The 24264-nt window shown below is 68.6% G+C and carries 23 protein-coding genes and 1 pseudogene; 9 read left to right on the top strand and 15 right to left on the bottom strand.

Going from position 1 to position 24264, the window contains the following annotated elements:
* Positions 1-82: 82 nt before the first annotated feature.
* From MEICH_RS0121295 to MEICH_RS0121280, 4 genes are all read right to left on the bottom strand, one after another.
* Positions 83-1882 (bottom strand): ABC transporter ATP-binding protein, encoded by a 1800-nt coding sequence (locus MEICH_RS0121295; protein ID WP_027894297.1) that lies wholly within the window; start codon positions 1880-1882, stop codon positions 83-85.
* A 480-nt stretch (positions 1883-2362) separates the two neighbouring features.
* A complete protein-coding gene (locus tag MEICH_RS0121290; RefSeq protein WP_027894296.1) occupies positions 2363-2773 on the bottom strand; it encodes a hypothetical protein in 411 nt (136 codons plus the stop codon).
* Positions 2770-4131: a magnesium transporter gene (mgtE, locus tag MEICH_RS0121285; RefSeq protein ID WP_027894295.1), complete on the bottom strand. Its 1362-nt coding sequence runs from the start codon at positions 4129-4131 to the stop codon at positions 2770-2772. Before mgtE ends, MEICH_RS0121290 begins: the two co-directional genes overlap by 4 nt.
* A gap of 272 nt (positions 4132-4403) precedes the next feature.
* The gene (locus tag MEICH_RS0121280) at positions 4404-4952 is read right to left on the bottom strand and encodes a DUF305 domain-containing protein (RefSeq protein WP_027894294.1); all 549 of its coding nucleotides are present in this window, start codon (positions 4950-4952) and stop codon (positions 4404-4406) included.
* Positions 4953-5290: 338 nt separating this feature from the next.
* Here MEICH_RS0121280 and ffh point away from each other — a divergent pair, with 338 nt between their 5' ends.
* The 4 genes from ffh (at position 5291) to rimM (ending at position 7669) form a co-directional block, all read left to right on the top strand.
* Complete coding sequence (gene ffh / locus MEICH_RS0121275) at positions 5291-6586, top strand: signal recognition particle protein (protein WP_027894293.1); 1296 nt, start codon at positions 5291-5293, stop codon at positions 6584-6586.
* 60 nt (positions 6587-6646) lie between these two features.
* Entirely contained in the window at positions 6647-6889 is a 243-nt protein-coding gene (rpsP, locus tag MEICH_RS0121270) for a 30S ribosomal protein S16 (RefSeq protein ID WP_027894292.1), read from the top strand.
* An 80-nt stretch (positions 6890-6969) separates the two neighbouring features.
* The gene (locus MEICH_RS0121265) at positions 6970-7188 is read left to right on the top strand and encodes a KH domain-containing protein (protein ID WP_027894291.1); all 219 of its coding nucleotides are present in this window, start codon (positions 6970-6972) and stop codon (positions 7186-7188) included.
* Positions 7189-7198: 10 nt separating this feature from the next.
* Positions 7199-7669 carry a ribosome maturation factor RimM gene (gene rimM, locus MEICH_RS0121260; RefSeq protein ID WP_027894290.1) on the top strand — a complete coding sequence of 157 codons (471 nt, stop codon included), beginning with the start codon at positions 7199-7201 and terminating at the stop codon, positions 7667-7669.
* Positions 7670-7931: 262 nt separating this feature from the next.
* On the opposite strand, the gene MEICH_RS0121255 is transcribed toward rimM, so the two are convergent.
* The 3 genes from MEICH_RS0121255 to MEICH_RS0121245 form a co-directional block, all read right to left on the bottom strand.
* Positions 7932-8552 (bottom strand): hypothetical protein, encoded by a 621-nt coding sequence (locus MEICH_RS0121255; protein WP_027894289.1) that lies wholly within the window; start codon positions 8550-8552, stop codon positions 7932-7934.
* Positions 8553-8644: 92 nt separating this feature from the next.
* Positions 8645-9238 carry a hypothetical protein gene (locus tag MEICH_RS0121250; protein WP_027894288.1) on the bottom strand — a complete coding sequence of 198 codons (594 nt, stop codon included), beginning with the start codon at positions 9236-9238 and terminating at the stop codon, positions 8645-8647.
* Positions 9239-9287: 49 nt separating this feature from the next.
* The gene (locus MEICH_RS0121245) at positions 9288-11243 is read right to left on the bottom strand and encodes a tetratricopeptide repeat protein (RefSeq protein WP_027894287.1); all 1956 of its coding nucleotides are present in this window, start codon (positions 11241-11243) and stop codon (positions 9288-9290) included.
* 79 nt (positions 11244-11322) lie between these two features.
* On the opposite strand from MEICH_RS0121245, the gene MEICH_RS0121240 reads away from it, so the two are divergent.
* Entirely contained in the window at positions 11323-12327 is a 1005-nt protein-coding gene (locus tag MEICH_RS0121240; RefSeq protein ID WP_027894286.1) for an ABC transporter ATP-binding protein, read from the top strand.
* Positions 12328-12463: 136 nt separating this feature from the next.
* Complete coding sequence (locus MEICH_RS0121235; protein WP_027894285.1) at positions 12464-14065, top strand: FAD-dependent oxidoreductase; 1602 nt, start codon at positions 12464-12466, stop codon at positions 14063-14065.
* Positions 14066-14264: 199 nt separating this feature from the next.
* Here MEICH_RS0121235 and MEICH_RS0121230 read toward each other — a convergent pair whose 3' ends face one another.
* Complete coding sequence (locus MEICH_RS0121230; RefSeq protein WP_027894284.1) at positions 14265-14879, bottom strand: hypothetical protein; 615 nt, start codon at positions 14877-14879, stop codon at positions 14265-14267.
* Between the two features lie 275 nt (positions 14880-15154).
* Between MEICH_RS0121230 and MEICH_RS0121225 the strand changes: the two genes are divergently transcribed.
* Together MEICH_RS0121225 and pdxH are read left to right on the top strand one after the other, a co-directional pair.
* Complete coding sequence (locus MEICH_RS0121225) at positions 15155-15934, top strand: ABC transporter permease (protein ID WP_027894283.1); 780 nt, start codon at positions 15155-15157, stop codon at positions 15932-15934.
* A gap of 44 nt (positions 15935-15978) precedes the next feature.
* Entirely contained in the window at positions 15979-16614 is a 636-nt protein-coding gene (gene pdxH, locus MEICH_RS0121220; RefSeq protein ID WP_027894282.1) for a pyridoxamine 5'-phosphate oxidase, read from the top strand.
* Positions 16615-16634: 20 nt separating this feature from the next.
* Here pdxH and MEICH_RS26380 read toward each other — a convergent pair whose 3' ends face one another.
* Complete coding sequence (locus MEICH_RS26380; RefSeq protein ID WP_051304398.1) at positions 16635-17678, bottom strand: phosphotransferase enzyme family protein; 1044 nt, start codon at positions 17676-17678, stop codon at positions 16635-16637.
* Positions 17679-17742: 64 nt separating this feature from the next.
* Here MEICH_RS26380 and MEICH_RS0121210 point away from each other — a divergent pair, with 64 nt between their 5' ends.
* Positions 17743-18522: an ABC transporter permease gene (locus tag MEICH_RS0121210; protein ID WP_027894281.1), complete on the top strand. Its 780-nt coding sequence runs from the start codon at positions 17743-17745 to the stop codon at positions 18520-18522.
* A gap of 192 nt (positions 18523-18714) precedes the next feature.
* Here MEICH_RS0121210 and MEICH_RS0121205 read toward each other — a convergent pair whose 3' ends face one another.
* The 6 genes and pseudogenes from MEICH_RS0121205 to MEICH_RS0121185 form a co-directional block, all read right to left on the bottom strand.
* A complete protein-coding gene (locus tag MEICH_RS0121205) occupies positions 18715-19428 on the bottom strand; it encodes an ABC transporter ATP-binding protein (protein ID WP_027894280.1) in 714 nt (237 codons plus the stop codon).
* Complete coding sequence (locus MEICH_RS30770; protein ID WP_420804473.1) at positions 19425-19568, bottom strand: ABC transporter ATP-binding protein C-terminal domain-containing protein; 144 nt, start codon at positions 19566-19568, stop codon at positions 19425-19427. Before MEICH_RS30770 ends, MEICH_RS0121205 begins: the two co-directional genes overlap by 4 nt.
* A 120-nt stretch (positions 19569-19688) precedes the next feature.
* Positions 19689-20147, bottom strand: a pseudogene (locus tag MEICH_RS30765) (ABC transporter ATP-binding protein); the annotation flags it as partial.
* Between the two features lie 80 nt (positions 20148-20227).
* Positions 20228-21601 (bottom strand): branched-chain amino acid ABC transporter permease, encoded by a 1374-nt coding sequence (locus tag MEICH_RS0121195; RefSeq protein ID WP_027894278.1) that lies wholly within the window; start codon positions 21599-21601, stop codon positions 20228-20230.
* Positions 21598-22560 carry a branched-chain amino acid ABC transporter permease gene (locus MEICH_RS0121190; RefSeq protein ID WP_027894277.1) on the bottom strand — a complete coding sequence of 321 codons (963 nt, stop codon included), beginning with the start codon at positions 22558-22560 and terminating at the stop codon, positions 21598-21600. Before MEICH_RS0121190 ends, MEICH_RS0121195 begins: the two co-directional genes overlap by 4 nt.
* Positions 22561-22918: 358 nt before the next feature.
* Positions 22919-24082, bottom strand: coding sequence for a branched-chain amino acid ABC transporter substrate-binding protein (locus MEICH_RS0121185; protein WP_027894276.1), 1164 nt, complete (start codon positions 24080-24082; stop codon positions 22919-22921).
* Between the last annotated feature and the right edge of the window lie 182 nt (positions 24083-24264).

The raw sequence follows: 24264 nt of genomic DNA, 5'->3' as shown, positions 1-24264 counted from the left end.
CTGCCCAGGGCGAAGACCCTGATGGGCGTCTCTCCCGGCATGCGCGCGGCGTAGGGCGTTTGGCGTTGGGCGTTCGGCATCCTCATACCCCCAACCGCTCCATCTGCTCGTCCAGCCCGGCCTCGCTGCTCAGGCGCAGCATGGCGTGGTAGCGCGAGCCGGGGTCGGCGGCGAGCTCGGCGCGGTCGCCGAACTCGAGGATCTCCCCCTGCGAGAGCACCATGATCTTGTCCACGCGCTCGACGGTCTCGAGGCGGTGGGCGATGATGATGCCGGTGCGCCCCTCGAGCAGCCGGTCGATGGCGCGGGTCAGCAGGCGCTCGGTGGCGGGGTCGAGGCGGCTGGAGGGCTCGTCGAGGATGACCAAGCCGGGGTTCTTGAGGAAGACCCGGGCGAAGGCCAGCAGTTGCGATTCCCCGGCCGAAAGCCCCGCCCCGCCCGAGCGCAGCACGGTGTCGAGGCCGTTGGGCAGGCCCTCGAGCCACTCCCCCAGCCCCAGCTCGGCCAGGACGCGCCGGATGGCATCGTCGGGCACGGCGGGGTCGAAGAAGGTGAGGTTGTCGCGCACGGTGCCGTGGAAGAGCTGCACGTCCTGCGTCACCAGCCCTACCCGCTGGCGCAGCTCGGCCAGGCGGGTGTCGCGCAGGTCGACGCCGTCGAGCAGGACCTGGCCCTCGGTGGCGTCGTAGAGCCGGAAGAGCAGGCGGATGAGGGTGGTCTTGCCGCTGCCGGTGCGGCCCAAAAGGCCCAGGGTCTGGCCGGGCTCGAGGCGGAAGCTCAGGCCCTTGAGCACGTTCTGGTCCTCGTAGGCGAAGCGCACGCCGCGGAACTCCACGGCGTGGGCGCGGCGCGGCGGCAGGGTACGGCTGCCGTCACGCACCTGGGGCGTGGTCTGTAGCATCTCGCTCACCCGCCGCATCCCGGCGGCGGCCCGCTGGAACTCCTGCAACTGCTGGGTGATCTGCTCGACGGGGGCCTCGAGCATGAGGACGTAGTTGAAGAACAGGTAGACCGTGCCCAGGCTGATGCTCCCGTCGAGGTAGAGCCCGATGCCCATGCCCAGCGCCAGCAGGTTACCCAGCGAGAACAGCGAGCCGAACAGCAGCCAGAAGGTGCCCCGCATCCACCAGGCGTGGGTGCCCCTGGCGTAGAGCTCGCGCTGGACCTCGAGGAAGCGGCGCAGGGTGTAGCGCCCCGCCCCGTTGGCCCGGATGTCGTCGAGCCCGGCCAGCCGCTCCTCGACGAAGCCGAAGACCTGGGCGCTGGCCTCGCGCTCGGCCCGCGTCGCGGGCACCGCCACCTCGCGGCGGGCGAAGAGGACGTAGGTGACGCCGAGGGTGAAGACGCTCAGCACCAGCCCCACCCGCCAGTCCTCCAGCCACAGCACCACCAGGATGCCGCCCATCAAGAGCACCGCGCCCGTGACCTGCACCAGAAACTGCGAGAAGAAGTTGGCGATGCTGGTCACGTCGCCGTCGATGCGCTCGATGAGCTCGCCCGGGGTGCGCTCCTTGTGGTAGGCCAGGTCCAGGCGCAGGGTGTGGCCGAAGAGGTCGGCGCGGAGCTGGTTGGTGCTGCTCCAGCCCACGTCGGCGGAGAGGTAGGTCGAGAGCGCGGCGAGCAACTGGCGCCCCACCGCCAGCACCAGGTAGACGATGGCGATGCCCACCAGCACCTCGAGCGTCCCCCCCGCCGTGGCCTGGTCGATGAACTGCCGCACGAGCTGGGGGGTGTAGAGTTGCAGCCCCGAGGCCGCGAACAGGCTCAGGGCCAGCACCAGCACCTTGCCCCGGTAGGGCGCCAGGTAGTGCCCCAGGAAGCGAAAATAGAGGCTGCCCTCTCGAGGCCTGCCGGCCGATAGCCGCTGCGATACAGGCTCCATGAAACCTCGCGAAATAACCCGGCCGAACGCACAGCCCGGGACCGGCCCGGCCGCGTCCAACTCGGTCCCCGTTTGCGGGGATGACGGTGATCCTGGCTTCCGGTCGCCTAAACCGACTTACAGCACCCGAACGGCTCTGCTGCGCCCGCCCCAAGCGAGCAGGTAGCCCTCCGGCCTAATGCACTACAGCCTTATGAATATAGCGTAACGCACGATGTTCCGTCAATCCCGGTGGGGTTAGCGGGCAGCTTTCAGCGTTCAGCCGTCAGCCATCAGCCAAAGGCTCGTGGGGACCCCTCCCCGCCGGCGGGGAGGGGGTATCCCCCCAGCCCCCCCTTGTTAAGGGGGGCGAAGAAAGGGCGTTTTGCGTCTTGCGTCTTGCGTTTTGCGTCTTGCGTCTTGCGTCTTGCGTCTTGCGTTTTGCGTTCAGCGTTGGGCGTTCGACGTCCGGCTATCGGCGTTCAGCACGACCCGACCCGCTCAACCCCGTCCACCGTCCCGCCACAACTCCGCAATGAACTCGAGCGCCTCCTCGGCCGGGGCGATGCGGGCCTCGCGCCCCACGAACCAAGCCTCGAGGCCTGCCCGGTCGAGCTTCTCCAGGTCGCCGGGCCGCCCCAGCAGGATCTTATGGTCATGGTCGCCGACCCAGACCATGCCCAGCACCTCGCCCTCGAGCCACTCCCCCGCCGCCACCGGGGCCGGGTCACACCAGATCGCGTCGAGCTCGGCCCGGTCGGCGGGGTTGAAGTAGCCGGGGATGCAGCCGTAGTTGACCGGGGGGAGTTCCCAGGCCTCGGGCCAGGGCTGGCGGGGCACCAGCGCCCCTTCCTTCCAGTCGTAGCGTTCGCGGGTGCCGATGGTCCACTCGACCACCATCCGGAGCTTCATAGCTGCAACAGCATACGGGCCACGCTCAGGTAGATCAGCAGGCCGGTGAGGTCGCTCAGCGTGGCGATGAGGGGGTTGGAGATGAGCGCGGGGTCGAGCCCGAGCTTCTTGATGCCGATGGGCAGCAGCGCCCCCACGATGTTGGTCACGGTCATGAGGGTGGCGAGCGAGAGCGCCAGCACCGGCAGGATCTCGGCGTGCCCGTCGGCCACCACCTTCACCGCCAGCACCGCCGCCAGGGTGAGGCCCAGCAGCAGCCCCACGCCCAGCTCCTTGAAGAGGATGCGCCACCAGTCGCGGCCCCGCACGTCGCCCGTGGCGAGCGCGCGCACGATGAGCGTGGAGGACTGGTTGCCGGTGTTGCCCCCGGCCCCCAGCAGGATGGTGAGGTAGAAGGTGAGGGCCGTGACCGCGCTCAGCGTGGCCTCGAAGCCCTCGAGGATGGTGCTGGAGAACATCCCGCCCACGATCAGCACCACCAGCCAGCGCACCCGCGCGCTCCACAGCTCCCACACCGTCGAGCGGCTGTAGACGAGTTCGGGGGCCTCTACCGCGCCCAGGCGGTAGATGTCCTCGGTGGCCTCCTCCTCGATGACGTCCACCACGTCGTCGATGGTGATGATCCCCGAGAGCACCCCGTTCTCGTCGACCACCGGCAGGGCCTGGAAGTTATAGTCGGCCACCATGCGGGCGACGACTTCCTGGTCGGTGTCGGTGCGCACGTACTTGACGTCGGGGTTCATGATCTCCCGCACGCGGGTCTTGGGGTCGGCCACGATCAGGTCGCGCAGGCTCACCACGCCCTCGAGCCGCTCCGCCGCGTCGACGACGTAGAGGTAGTACACCTGCTCGGCGTCGGGGGCGGCGCGGCGCAAAAAGCGCAGCACCTCCTCCACGCTCATCGAGTCGCGCAGGGCGATGTACTCGGAGGTCATCAGGCCGCCGGCCTCGTCCTCCTCGTACTCGGAGAGCTCCTCGACCTCGGCGCGGGTCTCGGGGTCGAGCTGGGCCTTGATCTCCTCGGCGAGCTCGGGGTCTTCCTCCTCGACCGCCTGCAGCGTGTCGGTGAGGTCGTCGAGGTAGAGCTCGCCCAGCATCTCCTTCACCCGCCAGCGCGGGAGGGCCTCGAGCAGCGCGGTCTGCTCGTCCTCCTCGAGGTGGCTGAAGACCTCGGCCGCCTCGCTCGCGGGCAGCAGCGTGAGGATGACCAGGTGGTGCTCGGGGGCGAACTCGCCCCAGTTGTCGATGATCTGCGGGGCGTCGAGCTCCTCCAAAGCCGCCTTCACCGCCACCGCGTCGCTCTCGGCGAGGGCGTTCTGGAGAGCCTGGATCGCTTCAAGGCGCTCGGTATCGTACATTTGCCACCTCCTTCTGTGCCCGTGTCGCGCGCGAACGCGGCAGCGCGGCCTTGGAAGGAAGCAGCCGTGAAGTACGGGATTGTCGAGGGGTTAGCGGCGGCTCAAAAGCACAGAGCGCACCGGGCTAAACCTTCGACTGTCGCTGTAATCTTCCACGGTGCCTCCTGAGACCTCCGGGCCTCTGACCCTGTGCCAGCGGTCCCGAAGGGGCTTAGAGCCTCCGATAGGGTAGCACCGGAGGCGGGCAGAGGCAACCGTTTCCGGCCGCCCGACTAGCGCCCCAGCATCACCAGTTGGAGTTGCTCGGCGCGCTTGGTCTCCCCGTCGCGGATTCGCCGGGCGAGCTCGAGCACCGCCCGGTTCTTCGAGCGCTGCAACGCGATCTGCGAGAGGTTGACGCTGGTGGCGAGGTTGGTGGAGATCACGTTGGCGAAGGTGTCGCGCACGCCGGGCTTGCCCAGGTCGAGGCTGAGCTGGTCGAGGTCGGCGTCCATCTCGACCTGCATGATCTCCTTGGTCACGGGCTTATCCCCGCCAAGGTTCTTCAGCAGGCGGTTGATCTCCTCGAGGCGTGCCCTGCGGTCGGCCATCATCCCCTCGACCCAGCGCTTCATGGCCGGGTCCTTGGCGTAGGGCAGGTACTCCTCCCCCAGCTTGTGCATGGAGGCGTAGTGCGGCACCAGCATCGAGAGATAGACCCGGTCGAAGCTCTGGTCGCTGGCCTCGCGCATGGCGAGCCAGATCTGCGAGTTGGTGAAGCCGCAGCCGAGCGCGGTGCCCAACGCGAGGGCCAGGGTGAGGAGCGGGGCCAGGAGGCGCATAGCGTTCTAGGGCATTGTAGCTCTGCTCGACGCCGATAGCCGGACGCTGAGCGCGGGTCGTACGTCGTACGTCGTACGTCGTACGCAAAACGCAAGACGCCTTGTTCCCCCCTTAACAAGGGGGGCCAGGGGGGATAAACCCTCCCCGCCGGCGGGGAGGGGTGAACCGCGAGCCACAGGCCCCCTATCCCCCGATCCCCCTGCCCTTGCCGGCTTCAAACTTGATATTGACACGCTCAAGCTTGTGCTGCTACCCTAGCGGGCGGCCTCGAGAAAGAGGCCTTTTGATCGCAAAAAAGGCTTGAGTGATTTTTTGAGGTCTGAGGGAGCCAGAAAGCATGTTTGAGACGCTAAGCCGCCGCATCCGCGACGCAGTAGACAAGCTGCGCGGGCGGGGTCGTATCAGCGAGGCCGACCTCAAGGCCACCCTGCGCGAGATCCGCATGAGCCTCCTCGAGGCCGATGTGAACTTCGAGGTGGCCAAGGATTTCGTCGCCAAGATCCAGGAGAAGGCCCTCGGGCAGCAGGTGCTCGAGAGCCTCACCCCCGCCGAGCAGATCCTCACGGTCGTCTACGAGGAGCTCACGGAGGTGCTGGGGGGCGAGGCCAAGCAGCCACTGCTCAAGAACGAGGGCAACGTGTGGTTTTTGGTGGGCCTGCAGGGCGCGGGCAAGACCACCCACGCCGCCAAGCTGGCCCAGTTCTACAAGGGCAAGGGGCGCCGCCCGCTGCTCGTGGCCGCCGACACCCAGCGCCCCGCCGCGCGCGACCAGCTCAAGATCCTGGCCGAGAAGGTGGGGGTGCCGGTGCTCGAGGTCGCTGACGGCGAACGCCCCGAGACCACCGCCCAGCGCCTGCGCCAGCACCTCACCTTCGACTACCGCGACCTCGTGATCGTGGACACGGCGGGCCGCCTGCAGATCGACGAGAACCTGATGAACGAGCTCGCCCGCCTGAAGGCGGCGGTGGGCCCCAGCGAAACGCTGCTGGTCGTGGACAGCATGACCGGCCAGGAGGCGCTGGGCGTCTCCAAGACCTTCGACGAGCGCATCGGGGTGACGGGCCTGATCCTCACCAAGCTCGACGGCGACGCGCGCGGCGGGGCGGCACTCTCGGCGCGGCACGTCACGCAGAAGCCCATCTACTTCGCGGGCGTCTCCGAGAAGCTCGACGGCCTCGAGCCCTTCTACCCCGACCGCCTGGCCCAGCGCATCCTGGGCATGGGCGACCTCCAGACCCTGCTGGAGAAGGCCCGCGCGGCCGAGATCGAGGGCCCGGTCAAGGCCCCCGGCGAGATCACGCTCGAGGACGTCATCACCCAGATGCGCCAGATCCGCAAGATGGGCAGCTTCGGCGACATCCTCAAGATGATCCCGGGCATGTCGCGGATGCTGCCGGCCAACTTCCAGGTCGACGACAAGGCGCTCAACCGCCTCGAGGCCATCGTGCTCTCGATGACCCCGCGCGAGCGCCGCGACCCCAAGATCCTCAACGCCTCCCGCCGCAAGCGCATCGCCGCCGGCTCGGGCACCAGCGTTCAGGAAGTCAACCGCCTCATCAAGACCTTCGACGACATGAAGGCCATGATGAAGACCATGCAGAAGACCAAGGGCCGGGGCCTGTTCCGGCGCTAGCTTGACCCAGGAGATACGCCTTTAGGGCAGTGAATATCTCAGTTTTGAAGGAGTGACGCAATGACCAAGATCCGCCTTTCCCGTTTCGGCTCGAAGAAGAACCCCCACTACCGCATCGTCGTGACCGACAGCCGCAACAAGCGCGACGGCGCCTACCTCGAGCGCGTGGGCTACTACGACCCCCGCAAGACCACCCCCGACTGGCTCAAGGTCGACGGCGAGCGCGCGAAGTACTGGCTCGGCGTGGGCGCCCAGCCCACCGAGACCGTGCGCAAGCTGTTCAAGCAGGCCGGGGTGCTGTAAGCACGTCGGTAGCCCATAGCCGATAGCTGATGGCCTGAGATGGCTATTAGCTATCGGCTATTTGCTATAAGCTTTTTCCCATGAAAGACCTCGTGGAATACCTCGCCAAGGCCGTGGTGGATCAGCCCCAGGCGGTGCGCGTCGAGGAGCGGCGCGGGCGCGAGGGGCCGGTGTACTACGTCGAGACCGCCCCCGCCGACAAGGGCCGCCTGATCGGGCGGCAGGGGCGGGTCATCGAGAGCATCCGCACCATCGTGCGCTCCTACGCCAAGGGGCGCGTTTCGGTCGAGGTGCGCTAGACGCCGGGCCATGAAGCGCGTGCAAGTCGGGCGCCTCGGCTCGGCCTACGGGCTGGACGGGGCGATCAAGTTCCGCGGCGAGCCCCTGGTGGCCGACCTCGAGCGCGTCTACATCGACGGGATCGGCTACCGGGCCATCGAGGACGCCTACTACCTGGGCGAAGAGTTGGTGCTCGAGCTCGCCGGGGTCGGCACGGTGGAAGCCGCGCGCACCCTGGCCGGGCGGGCCGTGCTGGCCGACCCCGAGGAGCTGCCCGAGCTCGAGGAGGGGCAGTTCTACTACTTCCAGCTCATCGGCCTTCCGGTGCTGGTCAACGGCGAGCCCGTCGGCAAGGTGGTGGACGTGGACGACGCCGGAGCCCAGGACGTACTGGTAGTGCAGGTGGGTACCCGGCGCCACCTGATCCCCTTGCAGGCCCCCTACGTCAAGCCCAGCGCGACCCGGATCGAGGTCGAGCCCATCCCCGGATTGCTCGACTAGTGGGAACAGTAGGGGCGGGCCTTGCGCCCGCCCTGATTTGTAGGTAATACCGCTCGGCTTTTCGCTGACGGCTGAAGGCTGACCGCTAATACCGGATTCAAAAAGATCATCACCCAAACCAAAGACCTTCAGAGGCTATCTTTTTGAATCCTAGAGCACACCCCTCCCTGACGGTCGGCGAAGAAAGCGTATCCCTTCGGTCGGCCGCCCCGCCTTGGCGGGGCGGCGTCACCATTCGGGAACGAACTGACCGAATCTGGTATTACGTCAGTTGCAGCCTCCCCCGCGCCGCCGCCACCGCGATCTCGCGGCCGAGCGACTGGTAGAGGCTCTGGTAGGTCTGCTCCCACTCCTCGTCGCTCATGTCCTGCGGCTGCAGGAAGTGAATCAGGCGCACGTAGGGGTGGGTGCCCGCCGCGAGGGACTGCACGGTGGGGGTGACGGCGGGGCTCTGGGTGATGCTGCGCACCAGGTCGAGCACGTCCATCTGGAGCTGGGTGAGGGTGGGCATCTCCTCGTGGCCGTGGTGGACGATGGCGCTCACCCGCTCGAGGATGCCCAGCGCCACCTCGCACGTCGCCGCCTCCTCCAGCCGCCGCTGGTAGGCCTCGAGGGCCTCGAGGGCCTTGGGCAGGTTCTTCTCGAGGTCGTCGCGCCCCAGCAGTTGCCGCGCCTTGCCCCACCAGGCCTCGAAGTTGCTGGCGTTCTGGCGCAGGGTCTCGAGCACCGAGACGTCCGGGGGCTTGCCCTGGGCGAGCTGCTCGGCGAGCTCGCGCTGCACCCGGCCCATCTCGGCCATGTCGCGCTGCAACCGCAGGCCTTCGTCCTTGAGGATGACCGCTTCCCGGAGTTGATCGCGTTGCTTGGTGAGGGTGCTCTGCATCTTGCTCTAGAGCTTAGGCCCTTCGCGCGGCCGGGCGTGGCAATTTGACCGTTACCGTCGTTACTTCATCGCCCGGTGAACCGGCCAGAGCTTCAGCGCACCGCCAGCTCCTCGACCCACACCAGCTCGCAGGCGCCGTTGCCGGTGTCCTCGCGGGTGAGGGAGGAGTTCCAGAAGAAGCCGTCGGGGCCGCTGACGTTGACCAGATAGCCCTGCAGGCGCACGATGTTGCCGCTCTTGAGCCGCTTCAGGCGCTGCTCGAGCTCGGGCGTGGCGGGGATCATGTGCATGTTGGCGCTGCTGAGCGCAATTTCCTGCAAAGGGATGGGCGGGTCGGGGGTGTACCAGAAGTAGAAGCGGTTGCCCTGGCTGATGGAGATCTTCTCCAGCACCCGGCTATCGGACATGCGGCCCCAGCCCAGCGCGAGGTCGACGGGGGCGAGCTTGGCGCCGGGGTCGGTGCTGTAGAGCCGCTTGCCCAGGACGCGGGCCTCGAGGGCGAAGCGGGCCACGGGCTGCAGGCGGTAGCCCTCGTGCTCGAAGGCTGCGGGAAGGTTCTGGGCACCCTGGAACGGCGCCAGCGGGCACAGCACGCCGGGGGGCCGGGCGATGGGCTGGGCCGCCGCGTTGCGGAAGTAGACGAACACGGCGAGGGAGAGCAGGAACAGCAGGCCGACGAGACGCATCGTAGGGCAGTGTATCCGCAGTGTAAGGTTTTGGGGAGCTTTCCGGGGTTCAGCGCTGGACCCAGGTCACGAAGGCGTTGACCACGTCCTTCTCGCCCAGCAGTTGGGGATCCTGCACGGCCGCGCGCAGGAAGGCCTCGAGCACCCTCCGCTCGGCCTTGCGCAGCAGCTCGGCGACGCTCTGGCCCGCGTAAGGCCCCGCCCGCAGCGGCTGCGCGAGGCGGGCGTTAGCGGCGGCCATGGGCGCCGCGGCCTTGAACTCGGCCTCGAGCTTCTCCAGCAGCAGCCGGTCGCCCTCCGGGCCGAGCAGCTCGGCGGTCTCGAGCAGGGGCATCCCGCCGAGGCCGCGCGGCTCCAGGCCCAGCACGTAGAGCTGGCGGGCCAGGCTGGGGGGCAAAACCTCCAGGGCCTGGCGGGCCACGGCCTCGCCGTAGCGCACCTCGAGCGTGTAGCGCCCCTGGGCGGGCAGCCGGACCCCGGGGGCGAGCTCCTCGAGCTCGCTGGTCATGGCCCCGAAGGCCACCTTCTTGCTGCCCTGGCCCAGCACCTTGCCCTGCGCGTCGAGCAGCCGCACCGAGAGGGGCTGCTGGCTCAGGTAGGGGCTGCCCGAGAGCCGCACCCGGGGAAAGACCACTTCCCCGGCGTGGAAGGGGCGGGCGTCGGGGGCGTCGGGGCCGTCGGGGCGCAGCAGGAGCGCCTCGAGCCGCACCTCGAGCCGGCCCTCCTGCGCCAGGGCCCGGCGGGCGGCGCCGGCCAGGGGGTGGCGGGGGTGGGCCTCGAGGAAGGCGCGGTAGTGGGCCTTGGCCTCCTCCAGCAGCCCCACCCGCTCGGCCAGGAAGCCCATCCAGTAGGCCAGGCGGCTGTCGCCCGCGGCGGCGAGGTCCTCCAGGGCGAGCCGGTAGACCTCCTCGCGGTCGCTCTCGAGGGCGCGGGTGTAGGCCTCACGGGCCCCCAGCAGGTCGCCGTAGAGCGCCCGCACCAGCCCCAGGTTGTACAGCGCGGTGGGGTCGGGGTCGGCGCCCAGGCGCAGCGACCGCAGGCTCGCCTGCAGCGAGCGGGCGCGGTCGCCCTTGAGGTAGAAGGCCCAGCCCAGGTTGGTCCAGGCCAAGCGGCTCTCGGGCAGCAGCTCGAGGGCCCGCCCGAAGGCCTGGGCGGCCTCGTCGGGCCGGTCCTCGTCGAGGGCGGCGAAGGCGCGCTGCTCCCAGCCGTAGGGGATCTCGGGGGCGTGCTCGCTGAGCCCCCGGGCCGCCGCCCGCCAGGCGGGGTCCTCGAGCGCCTGCAGCACCATCACGGCGGCGACGCGCTCGAGGGCGTTGCCCTGCGCGAGCTTGCGGGCCTGGGCCAGCGCCGGCGCCTTGCGGCCCTCCTGGAGGTCGAACATCGCCTGGTAGGCCGGCAGGGGCTTCCCCGCGTTGAGCGAGGTCCAGAACTCGACGAGGGGGCGGGGCAGGGGCTCGAGGCTCCCCTTCAGCTCCCCGCCCTCGGTGAGCGCCAGCGCCGCCTCGTACTGGGCTTTGGGCGCGGGGAAGCGGGCCACGCCCTGGAGTTCCCCCTGGGCCAGCCTGGCGAGGTCGGCCTCCTGGCGCGGGTCGGGCCGGAAGGCCCCCGGCTTGAGCCCCAGGCGGGTGCCCGCCCAGCGCAGGGCCAGCAGCGGCTCGGTGAAGCGGGCCCGGGCCACCTCCTTGGGCGTGGCGAGGAACAGCACCAGCTCGCCCCCCTCCCCCGTCCTGCCCACCAGCACCCAGTCGGCGCGGGTGCTCTCGAGCGCCAGCCGCGCCCCGCCCGGGGTGTACAGGCTGCCGGTCACCCGCTCGTAGCTGCCCTCCCAGGGCAGGTCGGGCAGCAGCACGGCCGCCAGCGAGGGCGGCGCCACCCCCAGGCTCTCGGCGAAGGCCTGGGCGGTGGCGTGCCCGCCCGGCCCCTCGAACGGCAGCACCAGCCCCTTCGCCCACGACGGGGCCCACCCCGCAAGGATCAGCAGCCACAAGGCCAACCAGCGCGACATGGCCCCATGCTAATACCCCGCGCCGCCAACACAGTGACGGACGTCCCGGCGCCGCGCTTCTCCCGGTAGACTGTTTGGAGTGGCCGTAATCACCGCGCGCAACCTGGTCAAGCGCTACCCGGTGGCCCTCAAGGAGCCGGGGCTGCGCGGGACGCTGCAACACTTCTTCCGCCGCAAGTACCGCCAGGTGGAGGCGGTGCGGGGCGTGAGCTTCAGCCTCGAGCCCGGCGAGATCGTGGGCTTTTTAGGCCCCAACGGCGCGGGCAAGACCACCACGCTCAAACTCCTGACCGGGCTGATCCACCCCAGCGAGGGGGAGGTGCGGGTCGCGGGCTTCGAACCCTTCCGCCGCGAGGCGGCCTTCCTGCGCCAGGTCACGCTGGTGATGGGCAACAAGCAGCAGCTCATCTGGGACCTGCCCGCCTGGGACTCCTTCCGCGTCAACGGCGCGGTCTACGAGATCCCCGACGCCGAGCTCTCGCGGCGCGTGGGCGAGCTGGCGGAACTGCTGGGCCTGCAGGACAAGCTCACCCAGCCCGTGCGCAAGCTCTCGCTGGGCGAGCGCATGAAGGCCGAGCTGCTGGCGGCCTTGCTGCACCAGCCCAGGGTGCTCTTCCTCGACGAGCCCACCCTCGGCCTCGACGTCAACGCCCAGACCTCGGTGCGCGAGTTTCTGCGCGAGTACAACCGCCGCTATGGGGCCACCATCCTCCTCACCAGCCACTACATGGCCGACATCACCGCGCTGTGCGAACGGGTGGTCATGATCCACCAGGGCCGCCTGATCTACGACGGGGGGCTGTCGGGGCTGCTGGAGCGCTTCGCCCCTTACCGCGAGGTGGTGCTCAAGCTCAACCGCGCCCTGCCCCGGCCCGAGCTCGAGCGCTACGGCGAGGTGCGCGAGGCGCAGGGCCTGGAGGCGCGCCTGTTGCTGCGCCGCGAGAGCTTAGTGGGCGCGGTGGCCCAGATGCTTCGCGAGCTGCCGGTGGAGGACCTCGAGGTGCGCGAGCCCCCGGTGGAGGAGGTCATCTCGCAGGTCTTCGCCCAGGGCGAGGTGGTGCCGGGGACGAACGAAAGGAAATGAAAGGCCGGGGGGCGGAGGGCGCCCCTGGCCGATGGCCCGTAGCCGGCGGCCGCGACAGGCACGCCGGCGCAGGATAGCTCGCCGCCTTTTTGCGAGGGGACGGAAATCTTTCGCAAGCCACGGTAAGATGTGGGCGATGAACCGGGCAGCAGCCATCGAACGGCTCGAGCGGGAAAATTTCGACTTCTTGGTGATCGGCGGCGGGGCCACGGGCAGCGGGGTGGCACTGGAGGCGGCGAGCCGGGGCCTCAAGGTGGCGCTGGTGGAGCGCTTCGACTTCTCCGAGGGGACCTCCAGCCGGAGCACCAAGCTCATCCACGGGGGGGTGCGCTACCTCGAGCTCGCCGTCAAGAACCTCGACCGCGTTCAGCTCAACCTGGTGCGCGACGCCCTGCACGAGCGGGCCACGCTGCTGCGCATCGCGCCGCACCTCTCGCGCCCGCTGTGGCTGCTGACCCCGCTGTACAAGGTGTGGGAGGCGCCGTACTACTGGTTCGGCCTCAAGCTCTACGACCTGCTCGCCGGGAAGGGGCGGCTCGAGATGTCGCGCTACCTCACCGCCCGCCAGACCCTCGAGGCCTTCCCTGAGATCCGCAGCAGCGGCCTGGTGGGCTCGGTGGCCTACCAGGACGGCCAGTTCGACGACGCCCGCTTCAACGTCTCGCTGGCCCTCACGGCGGCCGAGCAGGGCGCGGCGGTGCTCAACCAGGCCGAGGTGACGGCGCTGCTCAAGCAAGACGGCAGGCTCCGGGGCGCGGTGGTGCGCGACCGGCTCAGCGGGCGGGAGCTCGAGGTCGGCGCCCGCGTGGTGGTCAACGCCACCGGCCCCTTCGGCGACGCCATCCGCCGCCTCGACGACCCCGACGCCCCTCCCCTGCTCAAGGTCTCCTCGGGCGTTCACATCGTCCTGGACGGCAAGTACAGCCCCCCCGAGACCGGGTTGCTGATCCCCAAAACCGAAGACGGGCGCGTGGTGTTCGTGCTGCCCTGGCTGGGCCACACCCTGGTGGGCACCACCGACGACCCGGCCCAGCTCAGCGACCATCCCGGCGTGAGCGAGGGCGAGGTCGCCTACATCCTGCGCCAGGTGGAGCCCTACCTGGGCCGCATCCCCCGCGAGGAGGTGCGCGCCGCGTGGTCGGGCCTGCGCCCACTGGTCTCGCGCCCCGAGGCCGACACCGCCAAGCTGGCCCGCGACCACCTCATCCAGCAGAGCCCTTCCGGCCTGCTGACCCTCACCGGCGGCAAGTGGACCACCTACCGCAAGATGGCCGTGGACCTGGTGGCCTACGCCGCCCGCGTGCACGGCCTCGAGGTGCCCCCCAGCCGCACCGACCGCCTGCCCCTGGTGGGCGCCGAGGGCCTGGACGTGTACGGCGGGGCGCTGCTGCTCCAGCGCACCTACGGCGTAGACCCCGCCACCGCCGCCCACCTCCACCGCACCTACGGCTCGAGGGCTTCACGGGTGCTCGGGCTCGCCCAGGGAAGTCCCGCCCGGCTGGTGGAGCACCACCCCTACCTCGAGGCCGAGGTCCGCTACGCCGTGCGCTACGAGATGGCCCTCACCCCCCTGGACTTCCTCGCTCGCCGCACCCGCCTGGCCTTCCTCGACCGCAAAGCCGCCGAGCAGGCCCTCCCCCGCGTGACCGAGCTCATGGCCCAGGAACTCGGCTGGGACAGCGCGGCCTCGAGCCGGCAGCAGGAGCAGGCGTTGGAGATGTTGGCTAGTGCCATTTGATGGTGGGGTGTCGATAGCTGATAGCCGGTAGCCGGACGCCGGGCATGGGTCGTACTTCTGGGTCGTACGTCGTACGTCCTACGTCGTACGCAAGACGCCCCTTCTTCGCCCCCCTTAGCAAGGGGGGCAGGGGGGATATTCCCACACACCACGGGCCACTAGCCTCCCGCTGGCGGCTGACGGCTGCCCGCTTCCCCCCTCACGACCCCCAGAACTCCGGCCCGAAGGGGTTCTGCTGCGGGCTGATCAGCACGCTCACCACGATCACGGCTGCCGTGACGATCACGGCCCAGCGGGCGTTGTTGGCGTAGGCTCCGGCGACTTGCAGGCCGATGTAGCTCGAGAACACCTGCGCGAGCATCACCAGCGGCACGCCCAGGCGGAACGCGAGGTAGCCGGGGCTGCTGACGAGATGGCGGTAATTCTCGTCGAAGGTGATGAGCGAGGCCTTGCGGTCGGGGTCGAGCGGCCAGGTGATGGGAACGGGGAAAAGCCACGCCCACAGCAGCATGAGCGCGGCGAAGGCCAGGAACAGGCGGCTGCTGTGGGCGAAGACCGCGAAGGGCTTGTTGTCGAAGCCCGCGACGAACATGAAGACGAGCGGCACCCAGGCGAAGGTGACCACCCGCGCCAGGAATTCGCCGAAGACCTGGCGGAAAACCTCGCCCTGCCCACCCGGCAGAGCCAGGTAAAACTGCCGCGTCATCAGCCCGAAGGCGAGGGCCTCGAGCACGCACGCCCCCAGCACCACCAGCCAGGGAATGCCCGGCCGCGCCAGAGCCCTGGCGTAATAATTCCGGATCCACTGCCGCATGGGCCTAATGATAGTTCCTCAAGGGCAAAACCGCTGTCCACCGACGAGTGGAGGGGCGCAAGCACCCCCGGGCTGCGTCGAGGGTGCAGGGCCGAGGGCCAAGGCGTCTTGCGTTTGGCGTCTTGCGTTTTGCGTCTTGCGTTTGGCGTCTTGCGTCTTGCGTTTGGCGTCTTGCGTTTGGCGTACGACGTACGACGCCGGGCGCAGGACGCACGACCCGCGCCCCGCTATCCCCCCTCGACACCCCACCCCCCCTCGACGATACGATGACCACAATGACGCGCAAACTCAAAGCCCTCCTCCAGGCCCAGATCGCGCTGATGCTCGAGTACCGCGCCGAGGTGTTCTTGTGGGCGCTGGCGACGGCGCTGCCCCTGATCCTGATGGGCGTGTGGACGCAGGCCGCCGAGGGCGGGACCTTCGCGCTGAGCTCGCAGGAGATGGCCCGCTACTTCCTGTGCGTGTTCGTCGTGCGGCAGCTCAGCGTGGTGTGGGTGATCTGGGAGTTCGAGCAGGACGTGGTGCAGGGGCGGCTGTCCTTCAAGCTACTGCGGCCCATCGACCCCTACTGGGAACACCTGATGGCTCACCTGGCCGAGCGGATCACCCGTTTTCCCTTCGCGGTCATGCTGGTGGCGCTGTTCGTGCTGATCTACCCCCCGGCCCGCTTCGCGCCGGAGTGGGGCGACCTGCTGCTGGGTATTTTTACGGCGCTCGCCGCGTTCATGCTGCGCTTCCTGATGCAGTACACCTTCGCGCTGCTGTCCTTCTGGATCGAGCGGGCGGCCGCCGTCGAGGAGGGCTGGTTCATCCTCTACCTCTTCCTCTCGGGCCTCATCGCTCCGCTGGACGTATTCCCCGAGGTCGTGCGGCAGATCGCCTTCCTCACGCCCTTCCCCTACCTCGTCTACTTCCCGGCCTCCATCCTGGCGGGCATCCCGGTGGACCTGGTTCAGGGATTCGTGGTGCTGGGCGCGTGGGGGGTGGTTTTCCTGGTCCTCAACCGCTGGCTGTGGCGCAGGGGCCTCAAGCAGTTCTCGGGGATGGGGGCTTAGTGCGGGGAAAATCGTACCCGTGCCAGGGCGGTAAATTGCCTCTCGTGGACATCGAGAGATTGCGCTACGAGTACACCAAGGGCAGCCTCGAGCTCTCCGACCTCTCCCAAGACCCCTTCGTCGAGTTCGGGCAGTGGCTCGAGGCCGCCCTCGACGCCCGGCTCAAGGAGCCCCACGGCATGACCCTCTCCACGGTCGGGCCGGACGGGCGCCCCAGCAGCCGGGTGGTGCTGCTGCGCGGCCACTCCCCGGCGGGGCTGGTGTTCTACACCAACTACCGCAGCCGCAAAGGGCGCGACCTGGAGCACAACCCCTACGCCGCCCTGAACTTCTGGTGGCCCGAGCTCGAGCGCCAGGTGCGGGTCGAGGGCCGGGTACACCGGCTGGAGCCCGAGCTCTCCGACGCCTACTTCGCCAGCCGCCCCTATGAAAGCCAGGCCGGCTCCGCCAGCAGCCCGCAAAGCGAGCCCATCCCCTCGCGCGAGTGGCTCATGGAGCGCATCGCCGAGCTCACGCGCCAGTACCCCGAGCGCATCCCCCGGCCCGAGCACTGGGGCGGCTACCGCCTCGAGCCCGACTACTTCGAGTTCTGGCAGGGCCGCAAGAACCGCCTGCACGACCGCTTCGCCTACCGCCTCGAGCCCGGCGAGGGCTGGCGGATCGAGCGCTTAGCGCCCTAGAGCGGTTCCCACGAATACCCCTACGGGGTAAAACACCCGCCGGGCCCGGCGGGTGTTTGTGGGAAACGCGATAGGTGCTCGCGCAGGCGGGCCTCGGTGCGCTCGAGGAAGGCCGGCGCGGCCTTGCGCCACTGGGGGTTGGGCGAGACCGTCACCAGGTTGGCGAGCTGGATGGCCCGCCCGGTGATCAGGGTCTCGACCTGGCCGGCCTCGGTCTCGGGCCACTCCCCCACCCGGCGGTAGCCGCGCTCGAGGGCCGCCCGCAGCGCGGGGTACTCGGGGTGGCGGCTCAGGTAGTAGAGGGTGATCCCGATGTCCTGCACGGGGAAGCCCAGCGCGCAGTCGTCGAAGTCGAGCACGGCCAGCCGGCCGCGCCAGAGCTTGAGGTTGAGCTGGTGCAGGTCGGCGTGGAGCGGGATGGGCACACCCGAGGACCACAGGCGCTCGAGCCCCTGCCGTACGTGCTCGAGGCCCATCTCGAACAGGCGCCGCCGCGCGGGCGGCATCCACTGGCGGTACTCGGGCTCGAACAGCGCGAAGGGGGCGAGGTGGAAGCGCGGCCAGTCCAGGGGGTCGAGCCCGGCGCCCGGCGGCAGCGCGAAGGAGCGGGCGTGCCGGTGCAGGAGGGCGGTGATCTCCCCGAGCTGCTCGAGGTTTTCGGGCGTGAGCCGCTCGGCCAGCAGCGGGCCGCTCAGCCAGCCGAAGAGGGCGCAGTGGCGCGGCTCGGGCACGCCGGGGGCGTGGGCCGTGGTGACGAGCTCGCCCGAGCGGTTGGGCACCGGCCTCGGGACCTGGAGGCCGGTGTCGCGGCGCAGCGCGGCCAGCCAGGCCATCTCGGCCCGGATCTGCTCGAGGCGGCGCACCCCGGGCAGGTTGACCCGCAGCACGTAGCGCTGCCCGTCGGCGGCCCAGACCCGGAAGATGGTGTTGTAGCTGTGCTGGAGCAGGGCGAGGCGGCGCACCTCGAGGTCGTAGTGCTCGAGCGCGGCCCGGGCCAGCCGGCGCAGGCGCAGAACCTGCGCCCGGTGGGAAAGCCGGGCGAAGCCGGAGTCGGGCGGGGTCATCGGCCTCCAGCTTGGAGAGCCTGAGCCCGAAATTCAACGCCCCCGATGGAGTAGACTGCGGCCGATGCGCCATCTGCGGGTGCTCAGGCAGTTCTGGGGCAGCGCCATCGCGGCCGAGCTGGAGTACCGGGGGAACTTCTTCCTGGCGACGCTCTCCGCTATCGGGCTGCTGGTGGGGAGCGTGTTCAGCCTCTCGCTGCTGTACCAGGGCGGCTACCGCCCCGGGGGGTGGCGGCTCGAGGAGGCCCTGCTGGTGCTGGGCGCCTTCACCGCGCTGCAAGGGCTGGCCGGGACGCTCTTCCAGCCCAACCTCAACCGCATCGTGCAGCAGGTGCAGCAGGGCACCCTCGACTTCGTGCTGCTCAAGCCCGTCGATAGCCAATTCTGGCTCTCCACCCGCATGCTCTCGCCCTGGGGCCTCCCCGACCTGCTGTTCGGGCTGGGCGTGTGGCTTTATGCCGGGTTCCGGCTGGGCTTCGGGCCTTTGGAGCACCTCGCCGGCCTGGCCTTCCTGGGGGTGGCCGGCTTCATCCTCTACGCGCTGTGGTTCATCCTGGGCACCACCAGCATCTGGTTCGTCAAGGTGGGCAACACCACCGAGGTGCTGCGCTCGCTGCTCGAGGCCGGCCGCTACCCCATCCAGGCCTTCCCCGCCCTGTACCGCCTCTTCTTCAGCTTCGTCGTTCCGGTGGCCTTCCTCACCACCGTACCCGCCGAGGCCGCGCTGGGCCGGGCCAGCCTGAACACCCTGCTGGTCGCGCTGGGCCTGATGCTGGTCCTGTTCGCCTTCTCGCGCTTCTTCTGGCGGCTGGCGCTGCGGAGTTACACGTCGGCCTCGAGCTGAGCCGGGGATGTCAATTGTCGAACGTCAAACGCTGAACGCCGATAGCTGATAGCTAGATGCCCAACGTTAGCAATAGGAATAGCGCCCTCTTGTGCTCTCGAAACTGAGAGCGCAGGCCTGGGCATGGGGGCCAAAAACCCGAGGGGCGACCCCGCGGGGTCGCCCCTCGGCTATCGGTTATCGGCGACCTCGTTAGTGACCGCCCAGGTAGGCTGCCTGCACCTCGGGCTTGGCGGCGAGGTCGGCGGCGGGGCCGCTGAGGGTGAGCTCGCCGGTCTGCAGCACGTAGCCGCGGTGGGCGATCTGCAGGGCGATGCGGGCGTTCTGCTCGACGAGCAGGATGGTCTTGCCGGACCTGTTGAGGTTCTGGATGGTCTCGAAGATGAAGTCCACGAGCACGGGGGCGAGGCCCATGCTGGGCTCGTCCATCAGCAGCAGCTTGGGGTCTTGCATCAGCGCACGGGCGATGGCCAGCATCTGCTGCTCGCCGCCGGAGAGGGTGCCGCCCTTCTGGGCGCGGCGCTCGTAGAGGCGGGGGAAGAGCTGGAAGCCGATCTGCTTGCGCTCCTCGACCAGCTTCTTGTCGTTGAGCAGGTAGGCGCCGATCTCGAGGTTCTCCTCGACGGTCAGGCGGGGGAAGATGCGCCGCCCCTCGGGGACGTGGCCGATGCCCATCGAGACAATCTGCTCGGCGGGCACGCGCTGGACGGGTTTGCCCTGGTAGAGCACTTCGCCGCTGCGGGGCTTGACCATGCCGCTGATGGTGCGCAGCGTGGTGCTCTTGCCCGCCCCGTTGGCCCCGATCAGGGTCACGATCTCCCCTTCCTTGACCGTGAGCGAGATGCCCTTGAGGGCGTGGATGTGGCCGTAGTAGGTGTGGATGTTCTTCAGCTCGAGCAGGCTCATGCACGCCCTCCTGCCTGGCCGGCGGCCCCCTTGCCCAGGTAGGCCTCGATCACGCGGGTGTTGGTGCGGATCTCCGCGGGCAGCCCCTCGGCGATCTTGGAGCCGTACTCGAGCACGGCGATGCGGTCGGAGATGCTCATGACCATACTCATGTCGTGCTCGATGAGCACGATGGTGAGCCCCAGCTCCTTGCGCAGGCGGCGCACGTCCTCCTTGAGCCGGTCGGTCTCCTGCGGGTTCATGCCCGCGGCGGGCTCGTCGAGGAAGAGCAGCTTGGGCTCCAAGGCCAGCGCCCGGGCGATCTCCAGGCGGCGCTGCTCGCCATAGGGCAGGCTGGTGGCGAGCTCGCCCGCCCGGCGGGCTAGGCCCATGTAGTCGAGCAGTTCCATGGCCCGCTCCTTGGCCCGGCGCTCGGCCTCGAGGTGGCGCGGGGTGCGCAGCATGGCGTCGAGGTAGCTGCTGTGGGTGTGGATGTGGTGCCCGATGAGCACGTTCTCCAGCACGGTCATCGCGGCGAAGAGGCGGATGTTCTGGAAGGTGCGGCCGATGCCCTGCGCCGCGACCTTGTCGGGCGACATCCCGGTGATGTCCTTGCCGAAGAAGCGCACGCTCCCCTCGTCGGGCTCGTAGATGCCGGTGAGCAGGTTGAAGAAGGTGGTCTTCCCCGCCCCGTTGGGCCCGATCACCGAGAAGATCTCGCCCGGGCGGACGGTGAGGCTGACGTCGTTGACCGCCTTCAGCCCGCCGAAGCTCTTGGAGACGGACTGCACCTCGAGGGCGCTGGCGACTGCGGTGGCGCTCATTGCTGGGCCTCCTTCGCTTCCTCGATCTCGAGCTGGTGGCGGCGCTCGGGGATGAGCCCCTGGGGCCGGAAGATCATCATCAGCACCAGGATCACCCCGAACACCAGCCGCTCGTACTTGGCCGGCTCGACCTGGTTGGGCAGGTTGAGCACCCCGGCCTGGCGGAGGTTGTTGAGGTACTCGGAGAAGCTCTTGAGGACGTCGGTGTTGATGGCCGTGAGGGCGGCGGCGCCCAGGATCACCCCGGGGATGCTGCCCATGCCCCCCAGCACCACCATGCCCAGGATGGTGATCGAGGCCAGCAGCGTGAAGGACTCGGGGCTGACGAAGGTGCGCTGCGCCGCGAAGATCACGCCCATGGCCCCGGAGAAGGCCGCGCCGGTGGCGAAGGCCAGCAGCTTGGTGCCCAGCATGGGGATGCCCATGGCCTTGGCCGCGGTCTCGTCCTCGCGGATGGCGATCCAGGCCCGGCCGAAGCGCGAGTTGCCCAGGTTGATGTTGACCAGCACCACGACGCCAATGATCACCAGCACCAGCAGGTAGAAGAAGAACTGGTAGTCGGTGCGGGCGTCGAGCTCGACGCCGACGCTGCTCATCAGGCTGTGAAACCAGCCGATGTCCGGGCGCGAGACCGGCGTGATGCCCTGCGGGCCGTTGGTGAAGTTGACCGGGTGGTCGAGGTTGTTCGCCAGCACGCGCACCACCTCACCCAGCCCCAGCGTCACGATCGCCAGGTAGTCCCCGCGCAGGCGCAGGGCGGGCAGGCCGATGAGCAGGCCGGTGATGGCGGTGGTGATGATGGCGAGGGCCATGAAGAGGTAGAAGTAGTTGCCGGGGAGGGGGAAGCTGCCGGAGAGGAAGTTCGCCGCCTGCGGCGAGCCGAAGATGGCCCAGGTGTACGCCCCGATGGCGAAGAAGGCCGCGTAGCCCAGGTCGAGCAGCCCGGCCATCCCCACCACCACGTTGAGGCCCAGCGCCATGGCCGCGTAGATGCCGATCTGGATGCCGAGCTCGAGGAAGAAGGTGTTGTTAAACCCGGCGATCGGCACCGAGATCAGCAGCACGGCCACGCCGAGCAGGCCCTTGATCCAGCGGGGTATGCCCGGGATGGTGATGAGGGCGACGAGCACGGCCACCAGGCCGTAGAACAAGATGGATACCCGGGGCACCTGGGACAGGGCGAGCGTGAAACCCAGGGCCAGCAGGGCCAGCGAGCCCGCGCGCACGGCCATGGCGGGCCTGAGGTAGGCCGTCAGCGCCACCCCGATGAGGCCCAGGAAGCCCGCCAGGGCCCCGGGGGTCAGCCACAGCAGCGCCAGCGAGAGCCCCGCCACCCCCAACACGACGACATTGGCTGTTTGGCGGCTCATACCTTCTCCTTGACCACCTGACCCAACAGACCCTGCGGGCGGAAGAGCAGCAGCAGGATCAGGATCAGGAAGGCGATCACGTCCTTGTACTCGGTGCCGAAGTTACCCCCGGTGAGCGTGGGCAGGTAGGTGCCCGCCAGGGTCTCCATCTGCCCCAGCACCAGCCCGCCCACCATGGCCCCCGTGATGTTGCCGATCCCCCCCAGCACGGCGGCGGTGAAGGCCTTGAGGCCCGGCAGGAAGCCCACGTAGGGGTCGATGGTGCTGTACTGCACGGCGAACAACACCCCGGCCACCCCGCCCAGCGCCCCGCCGATGAGGAAGGTGCGGGAGATGATCACGTCGGGGTTGATGCCCATCAACCGGGCGGTGTTCATGTCCTGCGCCACGGCGCGGATGGCGGTGCCCAGCTTGGTGCGGTTGACGAGGTAGTTCAGCCCCACGAGCATCAGCAGCGAGACCAGGATCAGGATGAGGGCTTTGTACTGGATGAAGACGGTCAGGAAGGTGAAGTTGCCGTCGAGGGGCGGGATCAGGCGCATCTGGAGCTTGAACTCGTTGTGCCAGATGCCCTCCACCAGGCGCACCAGGTCCTGCAGGACGAAGGAGACGCCGATGGCCGTGATGAGGGGGACCAGCCGGTTGGTGGTCCCGCGGGCGCGCAGCGGGCGGTAGGCCAGCCGCTCCACGATCATCGCCATCACGCCGGAGATGATGGCCCCCAGGATCAGCGCGAGCACCAGGACCACGACGCCGTTGGGGATCACCGGGGCGAGGTAGCGGAAGACCTCCACCCCCACCACTGCGCCGATCATGAAGATCTCCGAGTGGGCAAAGTTGATCAGCTCGAGCACACCGTAGACCATGGTGTAACCCAGGGCGATCATGGCGTAAACAAACCCCAGCAGCAATCCGTCGAAGATCACCTGGGGCAGCAGGGCTAAGAGTCCTTCGAGCAAAACGAGCCTCCTTTTACGCAGCACTGTCAGGTGTGGGTTAACTCCCCTAAAGAATATACACGGGCGGGGAAAGTTCTTACCCGCACATGACAGTTCAGGCCTTTCACGGTTATCCCTCTCCTTGGTGACGTGGCAAAGTGTAAGCCGAGCCCGCGCCGACGAAAAGCTGGATTCTAAGGCTTTCAGCGGCCCATTTTACTCTTTTTAAGACGGAAAGGGGGGCATACTTAAAGGGTTAAGGCGGGTTTCCGCCCACCCCGATTGCCTGGAGCACCTCTGGCCAGACCGGCCTACATGCATTTTGTACCACGTCAATAAAAAGGGGTGGCCCTCGGGCCACCCTTTAGCTTTTGAAGGTTTAGCGCGGTGCGGCGACCGAAACCTTCTTCACCAGCTTCTGCTCGGCGTACTTGCCGCTCTCGAGGTGGATGACGAAGTAGTCGGCCACCTTGATGTCGCCCTTGGAGTTGAAGGAGATCTTGCCGGTCAGGCCGTCGAGGTTCACCAGGCGCACGCGCTGGGAGACGAGCTGGCGGCTAGGCTTCTTGCCGCCGCTCTGCTTGATGGCGGTCTCGATGGCGTTGATGATGACGTTGGCCGAGTCGTAGGCGTAGACGCCGAAGCCTTCAGCGTTCTTGCCGAACTTGGCGCGGAAGTCCTGGGCGAACTTGGCGGCCTTCGGGAACTCGCTGATGGGGCCGGCGACGGTGGTGAAGTAGGTGCCCTTGGCCGCTTCGGCGCCAGCCAGGCGCTCGTACTCGCTGGCGTCGAGGCCGTCGCCGCCCATGATGGGGGCGCGGATGCCGCGCTCGCGGAGCTGCTTGGCGAAGGGGCCCACCTGGTCGTAGATGCCGCCGAAGTAGATCAGGTCGGGGCGGAAGGCCTGGATCTGGGTGATGAGGGTGGCGAAGTTGCTCTTCTCCTCGGTGCCCACGAAGGCGTTGTTGGGGATCTCGGCGCCGAGCGCCTGGGCCCGCTTGCGGAAGTTCTCGGCCAGGCCCTGCCCGTAGGCGGTCTTGTCGTGGAGCACGAAGATGCGCTTGGCCTTGAGGTCGTTCACGGCGAACTCGGCGCCGGCCGGGCCCTGCACGTCGTCACGGCCGCAGATGCGGTTGACGTTGGACAGCCCGCGGTCGGTGACGCGGGGGTTGGTGTTGGCCGGGGAGACCATCACCAGGTTGACACGGGCATACACCTCGGACGAGGGGATGGCCACGCCCGAGTTCAGGTGGCCCACCACGCCCAGGATGTCCGGGTCGTTGATGATGCGGTTGGCGTTGGCCACGCCGGTGTCAGGGTTGGCCTGGTCGTCGTAGGGGGCCAGCTCGAGCCGGAAGCCCAAGCGCTGGAAGCGGGCCTGGGCCTCTTCCACCGCAAGCTGGGCACCCAGCTTGATCTGTTCACCCAGCGCAGCCTGGCCGCCCGAGAGCGGGGATTGCGTGGCGATCTTGATCACGTTGGACTGAGCCGAAGCCAGCCCCAGGGCAAGGACGCCCAAAGCGACGATGCCGACTTTCTTCATCCGATCCTCCTGATTCCACGCCAATAGCGGCGACTTGGTTGAACCGTACTGGCGAGGCCATTCTACACAGGCTCATTGCGTTCTTGTCAACGAGATTGTAACTACAGCAACAACTTATACCCCATCCCACGCTCCCGGTCAAGAACCGGCCGGCGGAGGCCCGGAGCGTTTGTGGGCGCGGC

Source organism: Calidithermus chliarophilus DSM 9957, from assembly GCF_000430045.1.
GTDB lineage: Bacteria > Deinococcota > Deinococci > Deinococcales > Thermaceae > Calidithermus > Calidithermus chliarophilus.
Note: the sequence above shows the minus strand (reverse complement) of the source record. Positions and strands in the feature narration are given on the sequence as shown.

Excerpts from the sequence above, each read along its gene's own strand:
- MEICH_RS0121295 (WP_027894297.1), bottom strand. The coding sequence starts at position 1,882 with ATGGAGCCTGTATCGCAGCGGCTATCGGCCGGCAGGCCTCGAGAGGGC.
- MEICH_RS0121290 (WP_027894296.1), bottom strand. The coding sequence starts at position 2,773 with ATGAAGCTCCGGATGGTGGTCGAGTGGACCATCGGCACCCGCGAACGC.
- mgtE (WP_027894295.1), bottom strand. The coding sequence starts at position 4,131 with ATGTACGATACCGAGCGCCTTGAAGCGATCCAGGCTCTCCAGAACGCC.
- MEICH_RS0121280 (WP_027894294.1), bottom strand. The coding sequence starts at position 4,952 with ATGCGCCTCCTGGCCCCGCTCCTCACCCTGGCCCTCGCGTTGGGCACC.
- ffh (WP_027894293.1), top strand. The coding sequence starts at position 5,291 with ATGTTTGAGACGCTAAGCCGCCGCATCCGCGACGCAGTAGACAAGCTG.
- rpsP (WP_027894292.1), top strand. The coding sequence starts at position 6,647 with ATGACCAAGATCCGCCTTTCCCGTTTCGGCTCGAAGAAGAACCCCCAC.
- MEICH_RS0121265 (WP_027894291.1), top strand. The coding sequence starts at position 6,970 with ATGAAAGACCTCGTGGAATACCTCGCCAAGGCCGTGGTGGATCAGCCC.
- rimM (WP_027894290.1), top strand. The coding sequence starts at position 7,199 with ATGAAGCGCGTGCAAGTCGGGCGCCTCGGCTCGGCCTACGGGCTGGAC.
- MEICH_RS0121255 (WP_027894289.1), bottom strand. The coding sequence starts at position 8,552 with ATGCAGAGCACCCTCACCAAGCAACGCGATCAACTCCGGGAAGCGGTC.
- MEICH_RS0121250 (WP_027894288.1), bottom strand. The coding sequence starts at position 9,238 with ATGCGTCTCGTCGGCCTGCTGTTCCTGCTCTCCCTCGCCGTGTTCGTC.
- MEICH_RS0121245 (WP_027894287.1), bottom strand. The coding sequence starts at position 11,243 with ATGTCGCGCTGGTTGGCCTTGTGGCTGCTGATCCTTGCGGGGTGGGCC.
- MEICH_RS0121235 (WP_027894285.1), top strand. The coding sequence starts at position 12,464 with ATGAACCGGGCAGCAGCCATCGAACGGCTCGAGCGGGAAAATTTCGAC.
- MEICH_RS0121230 (WP_027894284.1), bottom strand. The coding sequence starts at position 14,879 with ATGCGGCAGTGGATCCGGAATTATTACGCCAGGGCTCTGGCGCGGCCG.
- MEICH_RS0121225 (WP_027894283.1), top strand. The coding sequence starts at position 15,155 with ATGACGCGCAAACTCAAAGCCCTCCTCCAGGCCCAGATCGCGCTGATG.
- MEICH_RS26380 (WP_051304398.1), bottom strand. The coding sequence starts at position 17,678 with ATGACCCCGCCCGACTCCGGCTTCGCCCGGCTTTCCCACCGGGCGCAG.
- MEICH_RS0121210 (WP_027894281.1), top strand. The coding sequence starts at position 17,743 with ATGCGCCATCTGCGGGTGCTCAGGCAGTTCTGGGGCAGCGCCATCGCG.
- MEICH_RS0121205 (WP_027894280.1), bottom strand. The coding sequence starts at position 19,428 with ATGAGCCTGCTCGAGCTGAAGAACATCCACACCTACTACGGCCACATC.
- MEICH_RS30770 (WP_420804473.1), bottom strand. The coding sequence starts at position 19,568 with ATGAGCATCTCCGACCGCATCGCCGTGCTCGAGTACGGCTCCAAGATC.
- MEICH_RS0121195 (WP_027894278.1), bottom strand. The coding sequence starts at position 21,601 with ATGAGCCGCCAAACAGCCAATGTCGTCGTGTTGGGGGTGGCGGGGCTC.
- MEICH_RS0121185 (WP_027894276.1), bottom strand. The coding sequence starts at position 24,082 with ATGAAGAAAGTCGGCATCGTCGCTTTGGGCGTCCTTGCCCTGGGGCTG.